The following is an 18964-nucleotide window of genomic DNA, read 5'->3' as shown; positions in this document are numbered from 1 at the left end:
CCGTCGCATTCTACGCGACAGAGTTGCGCTGGCTCGGGATTGAGCGTATGAGCATTCAAATTTCCTGCGGACCTACCTGAGTGGGCTCTGTGCGACAGCCACTCACAGAACCCTACTTGTCGGTAGACTTCATCTGCCCAGTAACTGAAACGCACTACTGCGAGGTGGGGCCAGACCAATTGATTGAGGTACACGGAGCATGATTTCCGCAGCAAAGCCAGAAGTAGGCGAAGAAGAACGCGCAGCAGTTGACCGGGTCATGCGATCGGGAATGCTCGCGCAGGGTCCCGAGGTCGCAGCGTTCGAGTCTGAGTTCTCGACCATCGTCAACAACTTCCACTCAGTCGCACTGAATTCAGGCACTTCAGCGCTGCACATGTCGCTGCTCGCAATCGGTGTTGGTCCGGGCGACGAGGTTATCGTTCCGTCCTTTAGCTTCGCCGCCACCGCCAACGCCGTGGGGCTTACGGGCGCGACTCCCGTCTTTGTCGATATAGAACTCGACTACTTCGCAACAGATCCTGCAGCCATCGAAGCGGCCATCACCCCGCGCACGAAGGCAATCATGCCCGTGCACCTTTACGGCCACCCGGCGAATATGCCGGTGATTGCCGCTATCGCCAAAAAGCACAACCTCCTCCTTGTCGAAGATGCCGCACAAGCCCATATGGCCGCGATTGATGGCGTGCCCGTCGGCGCTTGGGGCATCGCGGGCTCCTTCTCCTTCTACCCCACCAAAAACATGACCTCTGGTGAGGGCGGGATGGTGACCACCCCTTCCGAGGAAGTCGCTCGCTCAATCCGCGTATTGCGCAACCAGGGCATGGAAAAGCGCTATGAGAACGAGGTGATCGGCTTTAACACGCGGATGACCGACATCCACGCAGCAATTGGGCGCGTGCAGTTGACCAAACTCGCCGGCTGGACCGCGAAGCGCCAAGCAAACGCTGCTTTCCTCACGGAAAACATCAGCGGAGTCGTTACGCCGCCGACTGCACCAAACGCCGAGCACGTTTTTCACCAGTACACGGTGCGTGTAGTTGACCAGGACCGCGATGCGTTTGCTACTGAACTTGCCGCCCGTGGCGTGGGCAGTGGCGTCTACTACCCGACTCCGATCCACCGCCTTCCTTCGTTTGGTATAGACCTCGACCTTCCGCAGACAGAAATCGCTGCGCAGCAGGTGCTGTCGTTGCCGATCTACCCATCCCTAACGGAAGACGAGCTTTCGACAATCGTTGAAGCGGTCAACGCCATTGCAAAGGCAGGAAGCTAATGGCGCTGCGTGCCGGAGTTCTCGGTCTGGGTGTCATGGGGCGCCATCACAGCCGCGTGCTCAACAACCTCGACGGGGTCGACTTCCTTGGCGTCTATGACCCCGCGGATGCTGTCGGGTCGACCATAGAAGGCAAACCGATTGTCAAAGATCTCGATCAATTCCTCGATATGGGCTTCGACTACTGCGTCGTCTCCGCTCCGACGATCTTCCATCTCGACATTGGTAAGGCGCTTGCTGAGCGAGGCATTCACGCCCTGATCGAGAAGCCCGTCGCTTCCACCACAGCCGCAGCGATTGAGCTCCGCGACCTGTTCGCTGCCTCAAACCTCATTGGAGGCGTCGGACACATCGAGCGCTACAACCCCGCACTGCAGTCCGCTCGCGTTCGCATCGAAGACGGTCTGATTGGTGATATCTACCAGATCGCGACCCGGCGTCAGGGGCCATTCCCCGGCCGCATCGCGGACGTCGGAGTAATCAAGGATCTTGCTTCCCACGACATCGACCTCACCGCGTGGGTGAGCCAGCAACAGTACGTCACCGTAAATGCTCGCACTGCTCACCAGAGCGGTCGAGAACACGAAGACATGCTCATCGCCATCGGCACTCTCAGCAAGGGCACCATCGCGTCGCACACCGTCAACTGGCTCACTCCGTTCAAGGAGCGCACAACGGTGATTACCGGGTCAAAAGGAGCGCTTGTCGTCGACACGCTCACGGCAGACCTCACCCACTTCAAGAACGGCGTTATTGGCGATTCATGGTCGGGCGTTGCGGCGTTCCGTGGAGTTTCCGAGGGCGACGTAACCCGTTTTGCGCTTGAGAAAAAGGAACCTCTCATCGCGGAGCACGAAGCGTTCCGCGATGCAGTACTGACGAGGGACACAACATCCATTGTCACGCTTGACGAGGGAACGAACGTCGTGAGAATCGCAGAAGAACTCGCGCTCGATGGCCTAAACCACCGGATTTCCTAGCGAACTGGCTGGACTGCCATTCCTCCGCCGATGACCTGATAGCTAACGCTTCTCCAGGCCTCGGGCGACGTCACTCGGCGACCATCGACGAGTGCACGGATACCGGGAACGTCGGCAGGGACGAGTCCCCGGTATTCACGGTGATCCGTCTGAATGATCGCGGCATCGGCGGGATCACCCATCGAATGAGCTTCGAACCCGAACGAGTTGAGTTCAGCGTCGGTGAACAATGGGTCGTGCACAACTGCAGTCGCGCCGCGAGCTTTGAGCGCCGCGACAGTGGGAAACACACCGGAGAACGCGGTCTCTTTGACGCCCCCACGATAAGCGGCGCCGAATACGACGACCTTTAATCCGCTCAACGAACCAAAGGCTCTCTCCAGCACACCCACCGCATACTCAGGCATTTCTGAGTTCGCTTCTCTAGCGGCCCGCACGATCGTCGCGTCCGGATCGTTCCAGAGATAAAGACGCGGGTACACGGGAATGCAGTGCCCGCCGACAGAGATTCCGGGTCGATGGATGTCGCTAAACGGTTGAGAGTTCGTGGCTTCGATTACTTTCGACACGTCGATACCATTCCGATCAGCAAATCGTGCGAACTGATTCGCCAAACCTATGTTGACGTCGCGATACGTGGTTTCTGCGAGCTTGGCGAACTCCGCAGCCTCCACGGAATCCAAGTTCCAGACGCCGTTGGGTTTGCTCAGATCCGGACGTTCATCAAAATCGAGAACAGCGTTATAGAAATCTGTGGCAGCCAATACGCCAGCCGGAGAGAATCCCCCCAACAGCTTGGGATAGTTGCGCAGGTCTGCAAAAATTCGACCGCTGAAGACGCGTTCAGGAGAGAACACGAGGTGGAAGTCCTCACCTTCGACAAGCCCTGATTCCTTCTCCAGCAATGGCTTCCATCGGTTACGTGTGGTGCCGACGGGCAGGGTGACTTCATAGGCTACGACGGTGCCTGGTGTGATCGTCGAGGCGAGAGAATTCGTCGCGGAGTCAAGCGGCCCGAAGTCCGGGCGGGCTTCGGCATCCACTATGAGCGGAACGACGATGACCACAGCATCGGCGTTGGGTACCGCCTCCTCATAACTTGTCGTGGCGACTAGCTTTCCTTGCGCCACCACTTCAGCAAGCAATCTGTCCAGATCCGCCTCACCAGGGAACGGAACCGAGCCCTTATTCACCAGCTCAACGATTGAGGTATTGATATCGACACCGACGACATCATGACCCTTAGACGCGAACTGAACGGCGAGGGGGAGACCAATTTTTCCGAGAGCGATAACGGCGATCTTCACGTGAGCCTTTCAAAGTCTGCGTTTGCGGAAGCGTGCCAAGCGTACTCGACTCGACTGTCCGATCTACGCGTATTGTTGACGGATGAAGGTATTGAGTGTTGTAGGGGCCCGTCCGCAGTTTGTGAAACTGTCTGCCATTGCGCGCGAATTCGCGTTGCGGGATGTAGAACACGTCATTGTGCACACCGGACAACATTATGACGAGATGCTTTCTGATGCGTTCTTCCGAGATCTAGATATTCCCGCGCCGGACGAGTCGCTCAATATTGGCTCCGCAGGTCATGGTGCACAAACTGGCGCGATGCTCGCCGCGCTCGACGATGTTCTGCTTCGACACCAACCCGACTGGGTGCTGGTTTATGGAGACACAAATTCCACGTTGGCAGCGGCCCTGAGCGCTGTAAAACTTCATTTTCCCGTCGCCCACCTCGAGGCCGGTTTGCGCTCGTTTAATCGCCGGATGCCCGAAGAACATAACCGGGTACTGACCGACCACGCGGCCGACCTGTGTCTCGCTCCTACGGCCAGCGCCGTGGAGCAACTCGCCCGAGAGGGCCTCGGGGCAATCGCTGTCGACGTAGGAGACGTGATGGTCGACGTTCTCAATCACGTGCGCAACAGCCTGCAGGCGTCCGATGAAAAGTCCGAACCTAGCGGCACATTCGTTGCGACGATACATCGAGCAGAGAACACTGACGACCCAGCTCGATTAGAAATGATCGTTCGTGCACTCGCGTCGTCACCTCTGCCTGTGACGCTGTTCGCCCATCCACGACTCATCGCCAAGGCTGCGGAAGCCAACATCGACCTAGAACGCGGCTCGATTCAGCTCCAACCCCCTGCTTCGTATCCCGCCCTTGTGCGGGCCGTTCTTGCGAGCAGCGGAGTGATCACTGACTCGGGAGGATTGCAGAAAGAGGCATTTCTTCTTCGAGTTCCGTGCACAACGCTACGCACAGAGACCGAATGGCAAGAGACGGTAGACCTCGGCTGGAACGTGCTCGCTAACTCCGCTGAGGAAATTCTCGCAGCGTTAACAAGAGCGATACCTTCGCCGACCGATGCCTCGCCGTACGGAATCGGTGATGCATCGTCTCGCGTCTACTCTGCACTAGCCAAAGCCCACTAACGAGCTAAATTTTCGCCTCGAGGTTCTCTATCGCGGCGACCCACGTGGCAATTTGAGCGTCTGCACCGAGCGGCTCCGAAGCGACTTGCGACTGCTGCTTCCACTGCGTAACTAGTTGCGGTGTCAAAGTATCGAGCACGTCACGAACGGCTGCCACTGTAAAATCTCTCGTGACGGCCCCAACTCCGTACTCCTCAAGAAGTCTGACCATCTCGACTGACGGCCCAATGATGAGCCCGAGTCGTGCCTGCACGTAATCAAAAAACTTGTTGGGGAGCGCATTAGCGTTGTTGAAGCTCGTGGGAGGCAACACATGCACGCCAACGTCGTATGAGTTGAGGACACCGATCAACTCGGATTGCGGCACCGGTTCGAGTATTCTCACGCGAGAATCAAGTTGCATGCTCAGCGCCGACAACTGTTCGAGATACAGAACGTCGTTCGGCATGAGAAGAAGGTCGAGCGTCACGTTCGCTGACGACTCCGAGACGGCTCGCATAATAATTTCGAGTTGCCTACTTGGTTGAGCATTCCCGCTGTGTACTAGCCGGATTGGGCTAGAGACGATTCCAGGGGTGTAGTCTGCGCGAGGAGAGGCATTGGTGACCACCTGCGCCGAAATTCCATACTCTCGGTATGCCTCCACTATGCCCTGGCTTACCGTTGTAACTGAGGCGGCTCTAGTAGCAAACGAGCGCACAAGCCACTCCATGTAAGCGGTAGCTTTTCGGCCTTGTCGCGAACTATCACTATGCAGCCCGGGAAAAAACTCGTGCAGATCTGCGTGTACGCCGGCTGGCCCTGCTGACCGCAGACCAACGTCAATAGTGTCGACGTCGTTGGCGAGGACTAGGTCGAAGCGTCGCCCCCGGAGCATCCTTCGAGCCTGCAGGACGTATCCGGTGTCGTTATAAATGCGATGATGCCACCCGGTGACTCTGGCCGCGATTGTGCCAACTTCGCGAAGCTGACGTAGCAACGAGTTCGTGTGAGTCGGGGCACCAGCATCCACTTCGAGATGTTCAACCCCAGGGTGGGGCTGCTGACCGAAGCCACAGGTGGTCACCCTATAGCGGGAGGAAAACTCTCGTACTTGCTTGAGTACACGAGCGTCATTTGCGATATCTGAGAAGCTAAGAATCAGCAGACTCGGTTTCACGATTACACTCCCCCACGTTGTTGAAGACGCTCGGGCGAGGCAGAAAAGAACCCTGATGCTGGTGAACCGGAGCACAGTGGTGCGACCACCGGGCCTTCGCCAGAAGCTGTCTGACCCTAATCTTACAAGCAGGGGTCAGCGCGACGGTCGCTCCCGGCGTCCGTATTCGAGGAGCTCGGGCAGTTAGGCTAGAGCCGATCGATTCAGAGAACGGTAATAATGCGACTAGCAGCGACTGGGGAAAGTCAAGCACTTTCCACTTCCATGCCGCGAATCGACGCGCTCACCGGGCTCCGCTGGTGGGCCGCATTCTTTGTATTCACCTATCACATTCAAGTTTTCGCCCCGCTGCCGACAGCCGTTGCAGCATTCCTGGGACAGGGATTCTTCGGAGTTACATTTTTCTTTGTTTTATCCGGGTTCGTACTCACTTGGTCGGCATCGCCGCGTGTATCGCAGTCCACGTTCTACTGGCGTCGCTTCGCCCGTGTCTACCCCGCCCACTTCGTCGCACTCATCTTCGCGATCCCCGTCTTTTACACCTTCGCGTCAATACCTGATCCGGCGTGGGTCAAGCCAGTCGACTTTGGAGTATTAGCTCTTTCATTTGTCCTACTCCAAGGATGGTCGACTGTCCCGGCCATCCTGTTCTCGGGCAACCCTGCGGCGTGGACACTCACTTGTGAGGCATTCTTCTACGCCCTGCATCCCTACATCAGCCGATTCCTCAATCGAGTCTCAACGCGGGGGTCCCTAGTCTTTGTTGGCACCGTTGCCGGGATCGCCTTCGCCTACCGCATCATGGTTGTTGCTTCGCCATCCGATACTTTCGATGGCGTTCCGACGCCACTCATTCGCATCACCGAATTCGCCATCGGGATGGGATTAGCATGGGCGTTTCGAAATGGATGGCGCCCGCGCGTGCCCGTCTGGTTAGGGCTTTCTTCTCTCGTGGGCCTACTCATGGGAGTCACGATTGTTCAAAGGTTCATTCCCGATACGGTGGCCGGTTGGGTGGTGGGTCACTTCACCAACGAGTTCGTGATTCTTGCCTGCGCATTGACTATTGTTGCTGTCACTTCAGAGGCCCTAGCCGGTAAAAAATCGATCTTTGCGAGCCGAATTCAGGTCCTACTTGGGCAGTGGTCATTTGCGTTTTACCTTGTGCACGCAACTTTCGTGTACCTCTTTCTGCTTGCGTTCGGCAATCAGCCACAGAGTTGGTGGAACGTCGTCTGGTTAGTGGTTCTTTTCGTCGTCTCGCTACTCGGTGCCGCGGGCCTGCATCATTTCGTAGAAAAACCGTTTGAACGTCGAATCCGAGCTTGGGATAATTCACGGAAATCCCGAAAGGCAGCCAAAATTTCATCTCCCACCGGCTCATCGACCGAACCAACCCAGAACTGACAACCGATAGGCTGGCTTCGACTTCACGACAGATTGGTTTTCATGCAACTCGCCCCGCCAGCCGAATTCGGGTTCTCATTTCACGATTATGCTCGTGTGCTTCGCGCATACAAGGAAAACGGATACGCGGTGACTGGATTTGGTGAGTACATTCGCAATCCACAACCGAAGCACGTAGTTCTGCGCCACGACCTCGACAACAGCATTGATCAAGCTTTACGGGTGGCTCGAATCGACGCGCAAGAGGGTTGCGCGTCCTCTATTTTCGTTCGCGTACACGCACGCGGCTACAACCTGATGAGCCTCCCCGCACTCGCTGCCCTTCGTGAGATGGAAGACATGGGCCACGAAGTCGGCCTTCATCTTGAGGGAGGAATCAACGAAGTTTTGGGCGGCAATAATAACGATTGGGCGGATCGACAGCGCACTGTTTTCGAGGCAGCACTGAATCGCAGCCTCATAGGCTTCAGCTCACACGAACCAGCTCGCATGGGCGGTATCGAGTTTGCAGACAACCTACTCGAACGTTGGTCCGATACCGTTACCCACCATGCCTACGAAGACCGGTTTACCACGCCGACGATGAAGTACCTCAGCGACAGCAGCGGCAACTGGCGTGAGGGACATTTCGGCCTATGGGTTGGAAAAGAACCGCTCATGCAGGTGCTTACACACCCATTCTGGTGGTTCGATAAAGTGCCTGCCGAAAATTACTAGCCTGAGTCCTCCTCCTAGCGCGGCCTACTCCTTTGGCCGGTGATTGTCTCTGATTCGTTTCGCGGGATTTCCGAATTGCACTTCGTTCTCGCGAATACTCCGAGTGACGACGGCGCCGATTCCGACTAGCGACCGTGCCCCGATAACTACGCCTTGAATGATGGACGCGTTTGGACCAATCCAAACATCATCGCCGATTTTCACGCTGCCCGATATCTCTGCACATGCCGTAATAATCACGTTGCGACCGATCTGCACGTTGTGCGATATGTGCACATGGTCGTCAATCTTTGTATAGTCACCCACCCGCGTCGGGGAAATCGTGCCCGAACAGACTGTCGTGAAGTTACCCACTTCAACGTGGCTGCCAATAACCACGGAGCCTAAATGGGGCAAACGCACGTTGTTTCCATCAGGGTCCTTATCTACGCCAAAACCCTCCTCGCCAATAACGGCGTGGCTCTTGATCAGCGCGCCCTCCCCAACGCGAACGTTTGCAGCAAGGACAGCGTGGTGACGAATCTCGGCGCTGTCTCCCACAACCACCCCCGGCCCAAGAACCGTGAAATCACCGATGTAGGCCGAAGGAGACACCTGAGCGGTCGGATGGACCGAAGCGGTCGACGAAATTCCTGCCTCGATGACCGGAACGAAGAACTTAGCTACCGCAATGGCAAATGCCCCGCGCGGGTTCTCCACTTCGAGCAACGCCCCTTCGCCGACCGTGGATACTCCAGTGCCTATGGGAACAAGCAACACCGCTCCACGCGCAGTCGCCGCGAGAAACGAGTCTGCGTATTTGACCGGGTCAGCAACGAATGCGAACGTACCCGCTGTCGCGTCGCTCAGCGTAGCGATGCCATTAACAACCTGGTCACTTCCCGAAAACGGGGCGCCGAGTGCTTCAGCGATAGCACTGACTCGTACTGATTTGGTATCCATGCTTCTCAGGCTAGCGCGACCCGAGGACTCTGCCCAGACGTTATGAGTACAATCGTTGCTATGGAGCAAAGCGTATTTATTTCACTCATTGCGGGCATTCTCGAGGTTGAACCGCAAACGGTTTCAATGACGGATGTTCTCGAGGATATCGACTGGGATTCCCTCTCGAACATCAGCTTCATCGCTGACATCGATTCCGAGGCCAACGTGACCGTCAATGCCGATGATCTTTCTAACGCAACGACCGTCGCAGACCTCTTCGCCCTCGTCAACGGCGCTGACCAGGCGAAATAACATCGCTGATTATCTTGAGCTCGATGGCGCCGCGATCGTCGTCACGGGCGCTTCCTCTGGAATCGGTCGCGCTTTCGCGGTCGAAGCGAGCCGCCACGGTGCGCGCATCGCTCTGTGCGCGCGACGTACGGATGCATTAGAAGAAGTGAAAGCTAGTCTTTCCGGGTCTGGCCACACCGTCGTGCAATACGACCTTTCTCAACTCGACGGTATTCCTGCACTCCTCAAAGGCATCGCAACCGAGATGGGCCCGCTGAGCGGTCTCGTTCATGCTGCCGGCGTCCACAGCACGTCAGCGCTGAGGGGAATTACGGCAGAGCAATTGTCCTCAATGTTTGAAATCAACGTCTCGACGGCTGTCATGCTCGCGAAGGGCTTCCGGCACAAACAAGTACGCGCCGCTCACTCAAGCATCGTATTTCTTTCGTCTGTCGCCGGCATGACTGGTCAAGCGGGAGTTAGCGTTTATTCAGCGACCAAAGGCGCCGTTGCTTCGCTCGCACGTTCGCTCGCAATTGAGCTCGCTCGCGAAGGGATCCGGGTCAACAGTGTCGCCCCCGGCATCGTTGAAACGGAACTTTCTGCGGGCATCCGCGCCGCTATCGGAGAGCAAGCATGGGCGGATGTTGAAGCAGCGCACCCTCTCGGAATCGGTTCGGCTGATGACGTCGCGAAGGCCATCCTCTATCTGGTTTCGCCGGCGTCTCGCTGGGCCACTGGTACTTCGCTAGTGATCGATGGCGGGTACACGGCGCAATAGGGGCGCGCATCGGTAGACTGAACAGCATGAAAGCACGCGTTCAGGCAGTCGAGTACTACCTCCCCGAGAATGTCCTCACTAACCTCGACCTCGCAACGGAGTTTCCCGAGTGGAGCGTCGACAAAATCTCGGCGAAAACAGGTATTGAACGTCGGCACATTGCCGCCCCCGACCAGTTTTCATCGCATTTGGCAATTGCTGCCGGTGAGCGGCTTTTCAAACAGAAAAATATCGACCGTTCGACGATCGAGTATCTAATCGTGTGTACCCAAAGCCCCGATTACTACCTGCCGACAACGGCGTGCCTCGTTCAGGATGGACTAGGTCTTCGCACGGAGATAGGCGCAACTGATATCACCCTCGGTTGCTCCGGCTACATTTACGCTCTTGGCCTCGCAAAAGGACTCATCGAATCTGGGCAGGTGACCAACGTTCTCGTGATCACCGCCGACACCTACAGCAAGTTCATTAACCCCAAAGACAAATCAGTTCGGACAATATTCGGAGACGGCTCAGCGGCCACCTTGATCACTGGCTCCGATGACGACGAAGATCACTTCACAGGAATTACGTATGGCACCAACGGCGCTGGTGCAAAAAACCTGATTGTGCCGAATGGTGGGCTCCGACCTGGCACTGACATATCGCCCAAGGCCGCTATCAGCGAGCGCAACATCGAAGAGTCCCAGTACGACATTTTCATGGACGGCCCGGAGATTTTCAACTTCACGCTCGACATTGTTCCGAGTTCAGTTGATTCGATTCTCTCAAAAGCTTCGCTCGAACTCGACGACATCGATCTCTTCGTCTTCCACCAAGCGAACGCGTTCATGCTGGAGCACCTTCGCAAGAAGTTGGGCGTACCAAAAGAGAAGTTTTTTGTGGCACTCGAAGAGTCGGGAAACACCGTGTCGTCGACGATTCCGATCGCTCTGGTCGAAGCTGAACGACGTGGCGCGTTGAAGCCGGAGATGCGAGTCATGATCCTCGGCTTCGGAGTCGGGTTGTCATGGGGAGGCATGATCGTTAAGTGGTAAGTGTGCGGTGACGGCGAAGGGGCTTCTTCCCGGAATGCGAATGATAGTCTTTCCCCCAAATGAAACGTATCTGGGCAACCCTTAAAGAACTGCTTCCATTGCTCCCAGCGGGAGCGCGACGGTTCTACACCTGGTACATGGTGACGACAAGCTCGTTGACCATTCTGGATGTCGCGGCGATGGCTCTGCTGGCGATCGTTATAGCACCTGCGGTTAACGGGACAGACATTGACATTCCCGTCATTGGCGTGCTGCCACCTTCTGCTACACCGTTGCTCGTACTGATCGCATGCCTTCTAATCATCTCCAAGAGCGTGTTCGCCGTTGCGCTGCACTGGGTAGCAACAAAGCAGTTCGCTAAGTATGAACTTGAGATCGGACGACGGCTCTTCCGCGCCTACATTCACTCCAGTTGGGAAGAGCGGTCAAAACGAAGTGTCGCAGAAATAACTCGCATCGCCGATGCCGGAATTGCCGGAACAATCGCCGGCTTCATCCTTCCGCTAGCGGTAGTTCCGAGCGCCCTCACAACGTTCACTCTGGTTCTTGCCGTCCTCGTATTCACCGACCCGATGACATCAGTCATCGCGCTCGTTTATCTTTCTCTCGTCACTCTGCTCGTCAACAAGGTGGTTACCCGACGATCGTTAGAAGCTGGCCAAGTCAACCGCGATTACAGCTATCGCGTAGCAATTCTTATGACCGAGATGGTCGATGCGCTTAAGGAGCTCAGCCTTCGCAACCGCCTCGATCAGGTCGCGGATGTCGTGACGGAAAGCAGAATCCATTCGGTTCGTGCTCGCCGCAATGGTTCGTTCCTCGGAATCCTCCCCCTCTATGCATTCGAAGCTGCCCTTGTAGGAGGCTTCTTATTGATTGGGTTCGCGGCGTACCTCACGTCGGGACTCAACGGAGCTGTCTCCTCGGTTGCGTTGTTCGCTGCCACAGGATTCCGCCTCATCCCGGCAATCAACAGCGTCTTGGCCAGCGTGGTGCAGGCGACAGCCTCTATCCCGACCGCATCCGACGTCATCAAAGATCTAACAGGCGCCGAGAAAAATGTCTCCGCGACCACAACCGCGGTGGACGTTGCTGTGCTCCCGGCCAACCCGCAAATGCTGCGTCTCGATTCCGTTTCCTTTACCTACCCACGTTCGAGCGAGAGAGTTCTTCGTGAGCTATCACTCGATATTCCTCTCGGAAGTTCATTGGGCATCGTGGGGCCATCCGGCGCCGGCAAATCAACTCTTGTCGACTTGCTCTTGGGCCTGAGCGTACCGACCGGCGGACTTATCGACATTGACGGTGAGCCCTTGACTGACGTAATTCGCGCCTGGCGCGAGCGTGTCGGTTATGTTCCACAGCGCGTTGCCCTCTTCGACGGCTCTATCGCGCAAAATGTCGCCCTCACGTGGGACGACAACTTCGATCGAGATCGTGTCAGAGATGCACTCGAAAAAGCGCGCCTCACGACACTCGTCGCTTCGCGCGACAAAGGAATCGACGAGCGCATTGGGGAACGTGGAGTATCACTTTCGGGCGGGCAACAACAGCGTTTGGGAATTGCCCGTGCTCTCTACGCCGACCCCTTGGTTCTCGTACTCGACGAAGCGACAAGCTCGCTCGATACCAAAACTGAGGACGAGATCACTCAAGCAATCCGCAGCCTCCACGGTGAAGTGACGCTGATCTCTGTCGCCCACCGCCTTTCGACGATCAAAGATTACGATCAGGTTGCTTATCTTGAAGGCGGCCGAATCGTCGGCAAAGGAACGTTTTCCGAGCTTGCACTCAAGCTCCCTGAATTCGGTGAGCAAGTCGCCCTCGCTGGGCTCGCTGAAGAAGCCGGGCTCCACACTGTTGTGACGCGCGATAGTGAGGTTGCGCAGGAAGAGACGCCACGGTGATCGTGCCTCCGATCAACCAGAATTCGGTCGAGCGAAAGCCATGATCGCCCGGATTGCCGCCCGTCTTTCCGACCGAAACCGACTGCCACGGGTTCTGAATGCGACGATTGACTATGTTGCCAATCACCCGATGAGCTTGTTCGGCCGCGTTGCTGCGCGCAGGCTGGGCACGCCAGAGACTCCCGGGTCGACGGCCGTCACTACCTTCCCCCCGTCGGAGCAGCGAGTTTTGATAGCCCCGGTGAACTACTCCGGGCAAGGCAGAGCGTGGAGCGCGGCGATTGAGCACGCCGCCCCCTCCATCGCCGCGCGAAACATGGCGATCGATGTGCCTGGCGGTTTCTCCTTCGTGTCTGACTTGCTGGTTCCAGTGTCGGTCTACCACAACGACCGACTGTGGCAACGACGACAATTGGATGCTGTTGCCTCGCACGCCACCCATGTACTCGTTGAGGCTGAAGAGCCTCTCTTTGGGCGACTGATGCGACGCGACCTCCGACGTCAGATAGAAGCGCTCCGCGAACGCAACGTACACATTGCGTTCATGGCGCACGGCACCGACATCCGCCTACCGAGCAGACACGTCACCCGGACCCCGTGGTCTCTGTACAACGACCACGCGGTCTACACCCCCCGACTTGAGTACCTCGCGAAGCACAATCGAGAGATCCTTGACCGCTCCGGGGGACCGGTTTTCGTTTCCACACCGGACCTTCTCGCGGACGTCAGCAACGGGATTTGGTGCCCGGTCGTTGTTGACGTCTCCCGGTGGCAGAATATCGAGCGCACTCGATGCTCCAGCGAGAACAAGCTGCGCGTAGTCCACGCGCCTTCTGCCTCGGTGAACAAAGGAACGCCTCTCGTGCTGCCGGTGCTTGACCGTCTCCATCAAGAGGGGGTCATCGAATTCTCGCTGGTTTCTGGTGTCGCGTCTGAAGACATGCCCGCCGTTTTTCACAAAGCCGACGTCTTGCTCGATCAATTCAGGGCGGGCTCATATGGGGTAGCCGCCTGCGAGGCAATGGCCGCTGGCGCTGTGGTGGTAGGGCACGTGATCGATGACGTGCGCGACGTGGTGAAAGAGACGACGGGAATTGAGCTCCCGGTCATCGAAGCAACCCCTGATACTCTCGAACAGGTACTGCGGGGACTCGCAGCCGACCGTAACCGCTTGGACGACATCCGAGACGCAGGCGTCGGATTCGTCTCCGAAGTTCACGACGGTCGGTTGAGCGCACACGTACTCATCGATTCTTGGCTGAAGCCGGGAACCACCTAACCCAAGGGGAGAACTTCTTCGTGCATCCGACAGCGAAAATGGTCTGGAATCTAGTGCCATCGGTAGTGCAAGATTTCGTCGCATCAACCATTGACCGTGTCAACAAGGTCCCGATTCCGCCGCCGCCACTCGCGCAACGAGACAGACGAGTCCGGCTATATATCGGTCCGACGAACTATGCAGGCCAAGGCCATCGCTGGGCTCGAGCGGCGGCAGAGAACCCCGATGTCGACGGCCGAAACATGGTGTGCCTGGAGACTAATCCGTTCGGATATGCGACAGACTATTCCGTACGTTGGCGCACGATGGAACACTCCAGACGTTGGCAACGCGACTTGTTTGCCGAGCTGACCGAGGGCTATACCCACGTCATGATCGAGGCCGAATCGCCCATCCTTGGAGGTATGTTTGGCGCTGACATTCGCCGGCAAGTCGCAGCCCTCAGAGCGCGTGGCGTAACCGTCGGAATGATCTGCCACGGCACCGACATTCGCCTACCCAGTAGGCATAAGGCCTTGGAGCAGTGGTCATATTTCAGCAATGATGATTGGACTCCAGTCGCCCCCATCGAAAAAATTGTGCTCTCAAATATGGCATTGCTCGACGACATCGCGGCTCCAACCTTTGTGTCCACCCCCGGATTGCTTCTCGACGTCCCCTTCGCGCACCTGCTCCCCGTCGTCATTGAACCAGACCTTTGGGCTAACTCCGAACCCCTGCTAGAGAACAAACGCCTACGCGTCGTTCACATCCCCTCGAATCCTTTACCGAAGGGCACGATGCACATCGCTCCAGCGTTAGAACGGTTGCAGTCGGAGGGAATCGTTGACTACATTCACGTCACAGGAAAGACTCAAGCTGAGATGCCGGCCATGTATGCCGGAGCTGATGTCGTGCTCGACCAATTTCGCGCCGGGGACTATGGAGTTGCGTCTTGTGAAGCCATGGCTTCAGGCCGACTCGTGGTAGCGCACGTGAGCGAGCAAGCCCGAGGGGTTGTTCTGCAAGAAACCGGTCTAGAACTCCCGATCCTTGAAGCAAACATTGACACTCTGGAGGATGTCATTCGCGACATCGCCGTGCGCCGAGATTATTACCGCACAATCGCGGCGCGCGGACCGGCTTTTATCCGGCATGCCCATGACGGTCGGATGTCACGAGCAGTTCTCGAGCAGCACTTTCTCTCGGAGTAGGAACGATGCGGATCACAATCGTCAGCCGGATCTACGACCCAGAGCCGTCCGCCGCCTCCTTTATGCTCAGCGCAATAGCTGCGGCCTTGGTGCGGGCAGGGCATGAGGTAACTGTCCTCACCTCATCGCCGCCACGCGGGGCCCTCATCTCGGACGACCCCGACATTCGTGTGCGTCGAGCGTCAGTCATTCGCGACCGCGGTGGGTACGTGCGCGGCTACATCCCCTACTTGAGCTTCGATATTCCCCTCGCTTTTAGGATGTTGTTCGGCCCTCGCGCCGACCTCTACGTGGTGGAACCACCACCGACAACCGGTGCTGTCGTGCGGGTCATCACCACGCTGCTCGGTCGACCATACGTATACGATGCAGCAGATGTGTGGTCCGATGCTGCACGCATGACTACTTCATCGTCGATCGTGCTTTCGCTGCTGCGGTGGGTAGAAAAATTTGCCATGCAGGGAGCGAAGGCAGCCGTCACAATCTCGCAAGGAGTCGTTGATCGAGTGCGCGAGCTGGGGGTTGTGACCCCAACGACGGTTGTCGGCTTCGGCGCTGACACTTCCGTCTTTCACTACGAGCCAACCTCTACAAGCGATTCACCGTACTTTGTCTACGCTGGTTCGTTTTCAGAGTGGCATGGTGCGGAAATCTTCATCATGGCATTCGCCGCTTTCTCAGAACGGCATCCTCACTACAGTCTGCTCTTCGTCGGGAACGGGTCTGAGAAGGAGCGATTGAAAGAGCTCGCGCAGACAGCCGGCGTAACCGCCATCGAATTTCGCGATCCTATTCCTGGCGCTGAACTTGTCCCCATTCTCGCAAATGCGACTGCGTCGCTAGCGAGCTTGAAGCCTTCGGCCGGCTATGACTACGCCTTCACCTCGAAGGTGTATTCGTCTATGGCAGTAGGCTGCCCTGTGGTGTTTACCGGCCCGGGGCCCACGATTCCTTTCATTGCTGAGGCGGAGCTTTCGCAGCGTAGTGGCGTTGCCGTTGCCTATAACGTTTCCGCCGTGGTGGGCGCCCTCGAAACTTTCGCCGCAGCACCCCTGGACGACAAGGGCCGTCGACGGTTGAGCGAATGGGCATCAAAGAACCATTCAATTCGGGCCGCTGCCGAACGCGTAGTTGATGCTATTTCCGCGACGTTTACTGCAGGGGGTACACAGTGAACCAGTTTGCGAAATTCGCGATGACCATCACTGACCGCCTTGTTCGCAATCGCTCTCGCCTTCCTCTTTGGCTCAATAAACTCATCGACAGCGTCGCTAAGAACCCTGACGGAATAGCAGGAAAGATCGCTTCGCTGGTGCTCGGAGGGGGCGCAGGCGCCGTGCCGAAAGCAACGGATGTGCCTTCGACCGAGATCCGCTTGTATATCGGCTCAACGAACTACGCCGGTCAGGGCTATCAATGGGCCCGCGCAATGACCGCCTCATACCCCGGCGTTGGCGCTCGCAATATGGCGGTCGAGCTACCAGGCGGATTCGCGTTTCCGGCCGATTCACTAGTGCCTGTCGCCATCTACAACCGATCGAAGGCTTGGCAACAAGCCGAATTTCAGGCCGCCAGCGCTTTCACCCATGTTCTTATCGAGGCCGAGCGACCGTTGTTCGGAAGCCTCTACGGCCGCGACGTAGCCCGCGAAATCGCTGCCTTAACTGCACAGGGCGTCTCAATGGCGTTTCTGAGCCACGGCACTGACGCCCGTTCACCGCGGCGACACCTCGCGACAACTCCGTGGTCTCACTTTGCCGACAGCCCTACCGAGACAGCGGCAACGCAAGCTGATGTTGATCTCAATCTTGCGCTTATCGCTGCTCATAATCTTCCTGTATTTGTCTCGACGCCAGATTTACTGCTCGACCTTCCATCGGCCAAATGGTGTCCCGTGGTAATCGATCCACGGGCCTGGCAACAAAGCAGGCCAAGTGGGCAGCAGAAAAAGGTGGTCGTTGCTCACGCTCCGAGCATGGGATCGGCTAAAGGCACTCATCTCATCGACGACGCGGTGCGAAATCTGGCCGCACAAGGAATCATCGAATACCGTCCGGTTTCCGGCGTAGCCTCTGCAGATATGCCTGCGGTGTTCAGGGATGCCGACATCGTTCTCGACCAGTTTCGCGCGGGCTCATACGGTGTTGCCGCGTGCGAAGCGATGGCGAGCGGTCGAGTTGTCGTCGGTCACGTTCTTCCCGACGTACGCCGCTACGTCCGTGAGTCAACCGGGAGAGATCTCCCCATCGTTGAAGCAAACCCAACAACGATTGCAGCAACGATCCTGGCTCTCGTTGATGATCGGGAGCGCATGCGTTCGCTCGGGACGCAGGGAGAGGAATTCGTCGCTCAAGTACATTCGGGGGCCCTCAGCGCCGCCGTATTGAACGACAACTGGATCCACGCAGACGACCTAGCCCACTGAGCACAACAGCCGGGAGAGACCAGATTAGGATTGGCTCCAATGAATACCCTCGAAGCCGACATCATCGTCGCCGTCCACTCGCAGACGCGGCCCATCTCGAGGGCCGTCGGGTCCGTTCTGGATCACACACAGGCGAATATTCGAGTTACTGTAGTGGCTCACAACATAGATCCCGAGATTATCCGCACCAATCTTGGCCATTTGGCGAGCGACCCCCGCCTTCGCCTGCTCGCTCTTACCGACGGTATTCCGAGCCCCGCCGGCCCTCTCAACTATGGTCTCGACGAGGCGGAAGCACCGTTCGTCGCCATCATGGGGTCGGATGACGCATTCGAACCCGGTGCAATCGACTCCTGGCTTTCCGTTCAGCGTTCGACCGGCGCCTCCACCGTTATCGCTCGAATCTTTCACACCGGCCGGGGCAACGATAGCTACCCGCCCGTTCGCCGGCGGCGGTCACGAAATCTCGACGGAGCGAAAGATCGCCTTGCCTACCGAAGCGCTCCCCTCGGGCTGATCTCCCGCGAAAAATTTGGTCATTTACGGTTCACCGCAGGTCTCCCCTCCGGAGAGGACCTCGCGTACACCACCTACTTATGGTTCCACGGCGAAGCGATTGCCTTTGACCGGGCCGGGCCTGCATACGTTGGCTTCAGTGACGCAGTAGACCGGGTGACCTCTGAGCCGCGAGCAGTCGCAGATGATTTCCGCTTCCTCGACGAAATCCTGCCGACAGACTGGTTTCTGGCGCTATCCAAGCGTCAACGACGCGCAATCTGCATCAAAATCCTCCGCGTGCACATGTTCGATTCCATCTTGAGTAGAACCGCAACGATGCCCTGGACAGACGCCGAACGTGCAGCGCTAAGCGCGGTAATTGAGAGAATCACGGATGCCGCACCCGGCGTTCTGAGCTTGCTATCAATGGTCGACCGGGAGGTTCTCGACACTGTGACCCAGAAACCGGTCACCACCGAGCTCACGATCAAGCTGCTAGAGCGCCGTTGGAACTACAAGACGATACCAGCGATGCTGCCGCGCAACGTGTTCTTGGCTCTGCACAGACAGGGTCCGTTTCGCACACTATTTGCTGGACTTCTCGTGATGGCACCCGGGCCGTTCATCGAACGCAGCTAACTGGTTGTAGAGGCG

The 18964-nt window shown here is 57.3% G+C and carries 17 protein-coding genes and 1 pseudogene; 14 read left to right on the top strand and 4 right to left on the bottom strand.

All coding sequences use genetic code 11. From position 1 onward, the window contains the following. Window positions 1-199 precede the first annotated feature (199 nt). Window positions 200-1276 (top strand): DegT/DnrJ/EryC1/StrS family aminotransferase, encoded by a 1077-nt coding sequence (locus tag ON14_RS09910; protein ID WP_010204862.1) that lies wholly within the window; start codon window positions 200-202, stop codon window positions 1274-1276. Further along, window positions 1276-2256 (top strand): Gfo/Idh/MocA family protein, encoded by a 981-nt coding sequence (locus tag ON14_RS09905; RefSeq protein WP_010204861.1) that lies wholly within the window; start codon window positions 1276-1278, stop codon window positions 2254-2256. The genes ON14_RS09910 and ON14_RS09905 overlap by 1 nt, the downstream gene beginning before the upstream one ends. Here the strand turns inward: ON14_RS09905 and ON14_RS09900 are convergent. Further along, window positions 2253-3563: a nucleotide sugar dehydrogenase gene (locus tag ON14_RS09900; RefSeq protein ID WP_010204860.1), complete on the bottom strand. Its 1311-nt coding sequence runs from the start codon at window positions 3561-3563 to the stop codon at window positions 2253-2255. The genes ON14_RS09905 and ON14_RS09900 overlap by 4 nt on opposite strands. An 82-nt stretch (window positions 3564-3645) precedes the next feature. Between ON14_RS09900 and wecB the strand changes: the two genes are divergently transcribed. Further along, the gene (wecB, locus tag ON14_RS09895; protein ID WP_026037654.1) at window positions 3646-4692 is read left to right on the top strand and encodes a non-hydrolyzing UDP-N-acetylglucosamine 2-epimerase; all 1047 of its coding nucleotides are present in this window, start codon (window positions 3646-3648) and stop codon (window positions 4690-4692) included. 4 nt (window positions 4693-4696) lie between these two features. Here the strand turns inward: wecB and ON14_RS16190 are convergent, their stop codons facing one another. Continuing rightward, window positions 4697-5191 (bottom strand): hypothetical protein, encoded by a 495-nt coding sequence (locus ON14_RS16190; RefSeq protein WP_010204858.1) that lies wholly within the window; start codon window positions 5189-5191, stop codon window positions 4697-4699. Between the two features lie 168 nt (window positions 5192-5359). Beyond that, window positions 5360-5758 (bottom strand): annotated as a pseudogene (locus tag ON14_RS16525) (hypothetical protein); the annotation flags it as partial. Window positions 5759-6115: 357 nt separating this feature from the next. Between ON14_RS16525 and ON14_RS09885 the strand changes: the two are divergent. After that, complete coding sequence (locus tag ON14_RS09885) at window positions 6116-7258, top strand: acyltransferase family protein (protein WP_010204856.1); 1143 nt, start codon at window positions 6116-6118, stop codon at window positions 7256-7258. A gap of 42 nt (window positions 7259-7300) precedes the next feature. Continuing rightward, a complete protein-coding gene (locus ON14_RS09880) occupies window positions 7301-7975 on the top strand; it encodes a hypothetical protein (protein WP_010204855.1) in 675 nt (224 codons plus the stop codon). A 24-nt stretch (window positions 7976-7999) separates the two neighbouring features. Here ON14_RS09880 and ON14_RS15485 read toward each other — a convergent pair whose 3' ends face one another. Then, window positions 8000-8917: an LpxD N-terminal domain-containing protein gene (locus ON14_RS15485; RefSeq protein WP_010204854.1), complete on the bottom strand. Its 918-nt coding sequence runs from the start codon at window positions 8915-8917 to the stop codon at window positions 8000-8002. 60 nt (window positions 8918-8977) lie between these two features. On the opposite strand from ON14_RS15485, the gene ON14_RS09870 reads away from it, so the two are divergent. The 9 genes from ON14_RS09870 to ON14_RS09830 all read left to right on the top strand — a co-directional run bounded on the left by ON14_RS09870 (window position 8978) and on the right by ON14_RS09830 (window position 18949). Further along, window positions 8978-9211, top strand: a complete 234-nt coding sequence (locus ON14_RS09870) for an acyl carrier protein (protein ID WP_010204853.1) — start codon at window positions 8978-8980, stop codon at window positions 9209-9211. Beyond that, window positions 9141-9971, top strand: a complete 831-nt coding sequence (locus ON14_RS09865; RefSeq protein WP_081503536.1) for an SDR family NAD(P)-dependent oxidoreductase — start codon at window positions 9141-9143, stop codon at window positions 9969-9971. The genes ON14_RS09870 and ON14_RS09865 overlap by 71 nt, the downstream gene beginning before the upstream one ends. Before the next feature lie 26 nt (window positions 9972-9997). Beyond that, window positions 9998-11008 carry a 3-oxoacyl-ACP synthase III family protein gene (locus ON14_RS09860; protein WP_010204851.1) on the top strand — a complete coding sequence of 337 codons (1011 nt, stop codon included), beginning with the start codon at window positions 9998-10000 and terminating at the stop codon, window positions 11006-11008. A 59-nt stretch (window positions 11009-11067) separates the two neighbouring features. Then, entirely contained in the window at window positions 11068-12915 is a 1848-nt protein-coding gene (locus ON14_RS09855) for an ABC transporter ATP-binding protein (RefSeq protein ID WP_010204850.1), read from the top strand. 130 nt (window positions 12916-13045) lie between these two features. Further along, window positions 13046-14194, top strand: coding sequence for a hypothetical protein (locus tag ON14_RS09850; RefSeq protein ID WP_158000085.1), 1149 nt, complete (start codon window positions 13046-13048; stop codon window positions 14192-14194). Continuing rightward, window positions 14170-15387 (top strand): glycosyltransferase, encoded by a 1218-nt coding sequence (locus ON14_RS09845; protein ID WP_141629989.1) that lies wholly within the window; start codon window positions 14170-14172, stop codon window positions 15385-15387. The genes ON14_RS09850 and ON14_RS09845 overlap by 25 nt, the downstream gene beginning before the upstream one ends. Before the next feature lie 5 nt (window positions 15388-15392). Then, window positions 15393-16562 (top strand): glycosyltransferase family 4 protein, encoded by a 1170-nt coding sequence (locus ON14_RS09840; RefSeq protein ID WP_010204847.1) that lies wholly within the window; start codon window positions 15393-15395, stop codon window positions 16560-16562. A 20-nt stretch (window positions 16563-16582) separates the two neighbouring features. After that, window positions 16583-17812, top strand: coding sequence for a glycosyltransferase family 4 protein (locus ON14_RS09835; protein ID WP_141629988.1), 1230 nt, complete (start codon window positions 16583-16585; stop codon window positions 17810-17812). A 39-nt stretch (window positions 17813-17851) separates the two neighbouring features. Beyond that, a complete protein-coding gene (locus ON14_RS09830; protein WP_010204844.1) occupies window positions 17852-18949 on the top strand; it encodes a glycosyltransferase family A protein in 1098 nt (365 codons plus the stop codon). Window positions 18950-18964: the final 15 nt, after the last annotated feature.

The organism is Salinibacterium sp. PAMC 21357 (assembly GCF_000247645.1).
Lineage (GTDB): Bacteria > Actinomycetota > Actinomycetes > Actinomycetales > Microbacteriaceae > Rhodoglobus.
This window is presented reverse-complemented; position numbering and strand designations above follow the sequence as displayed.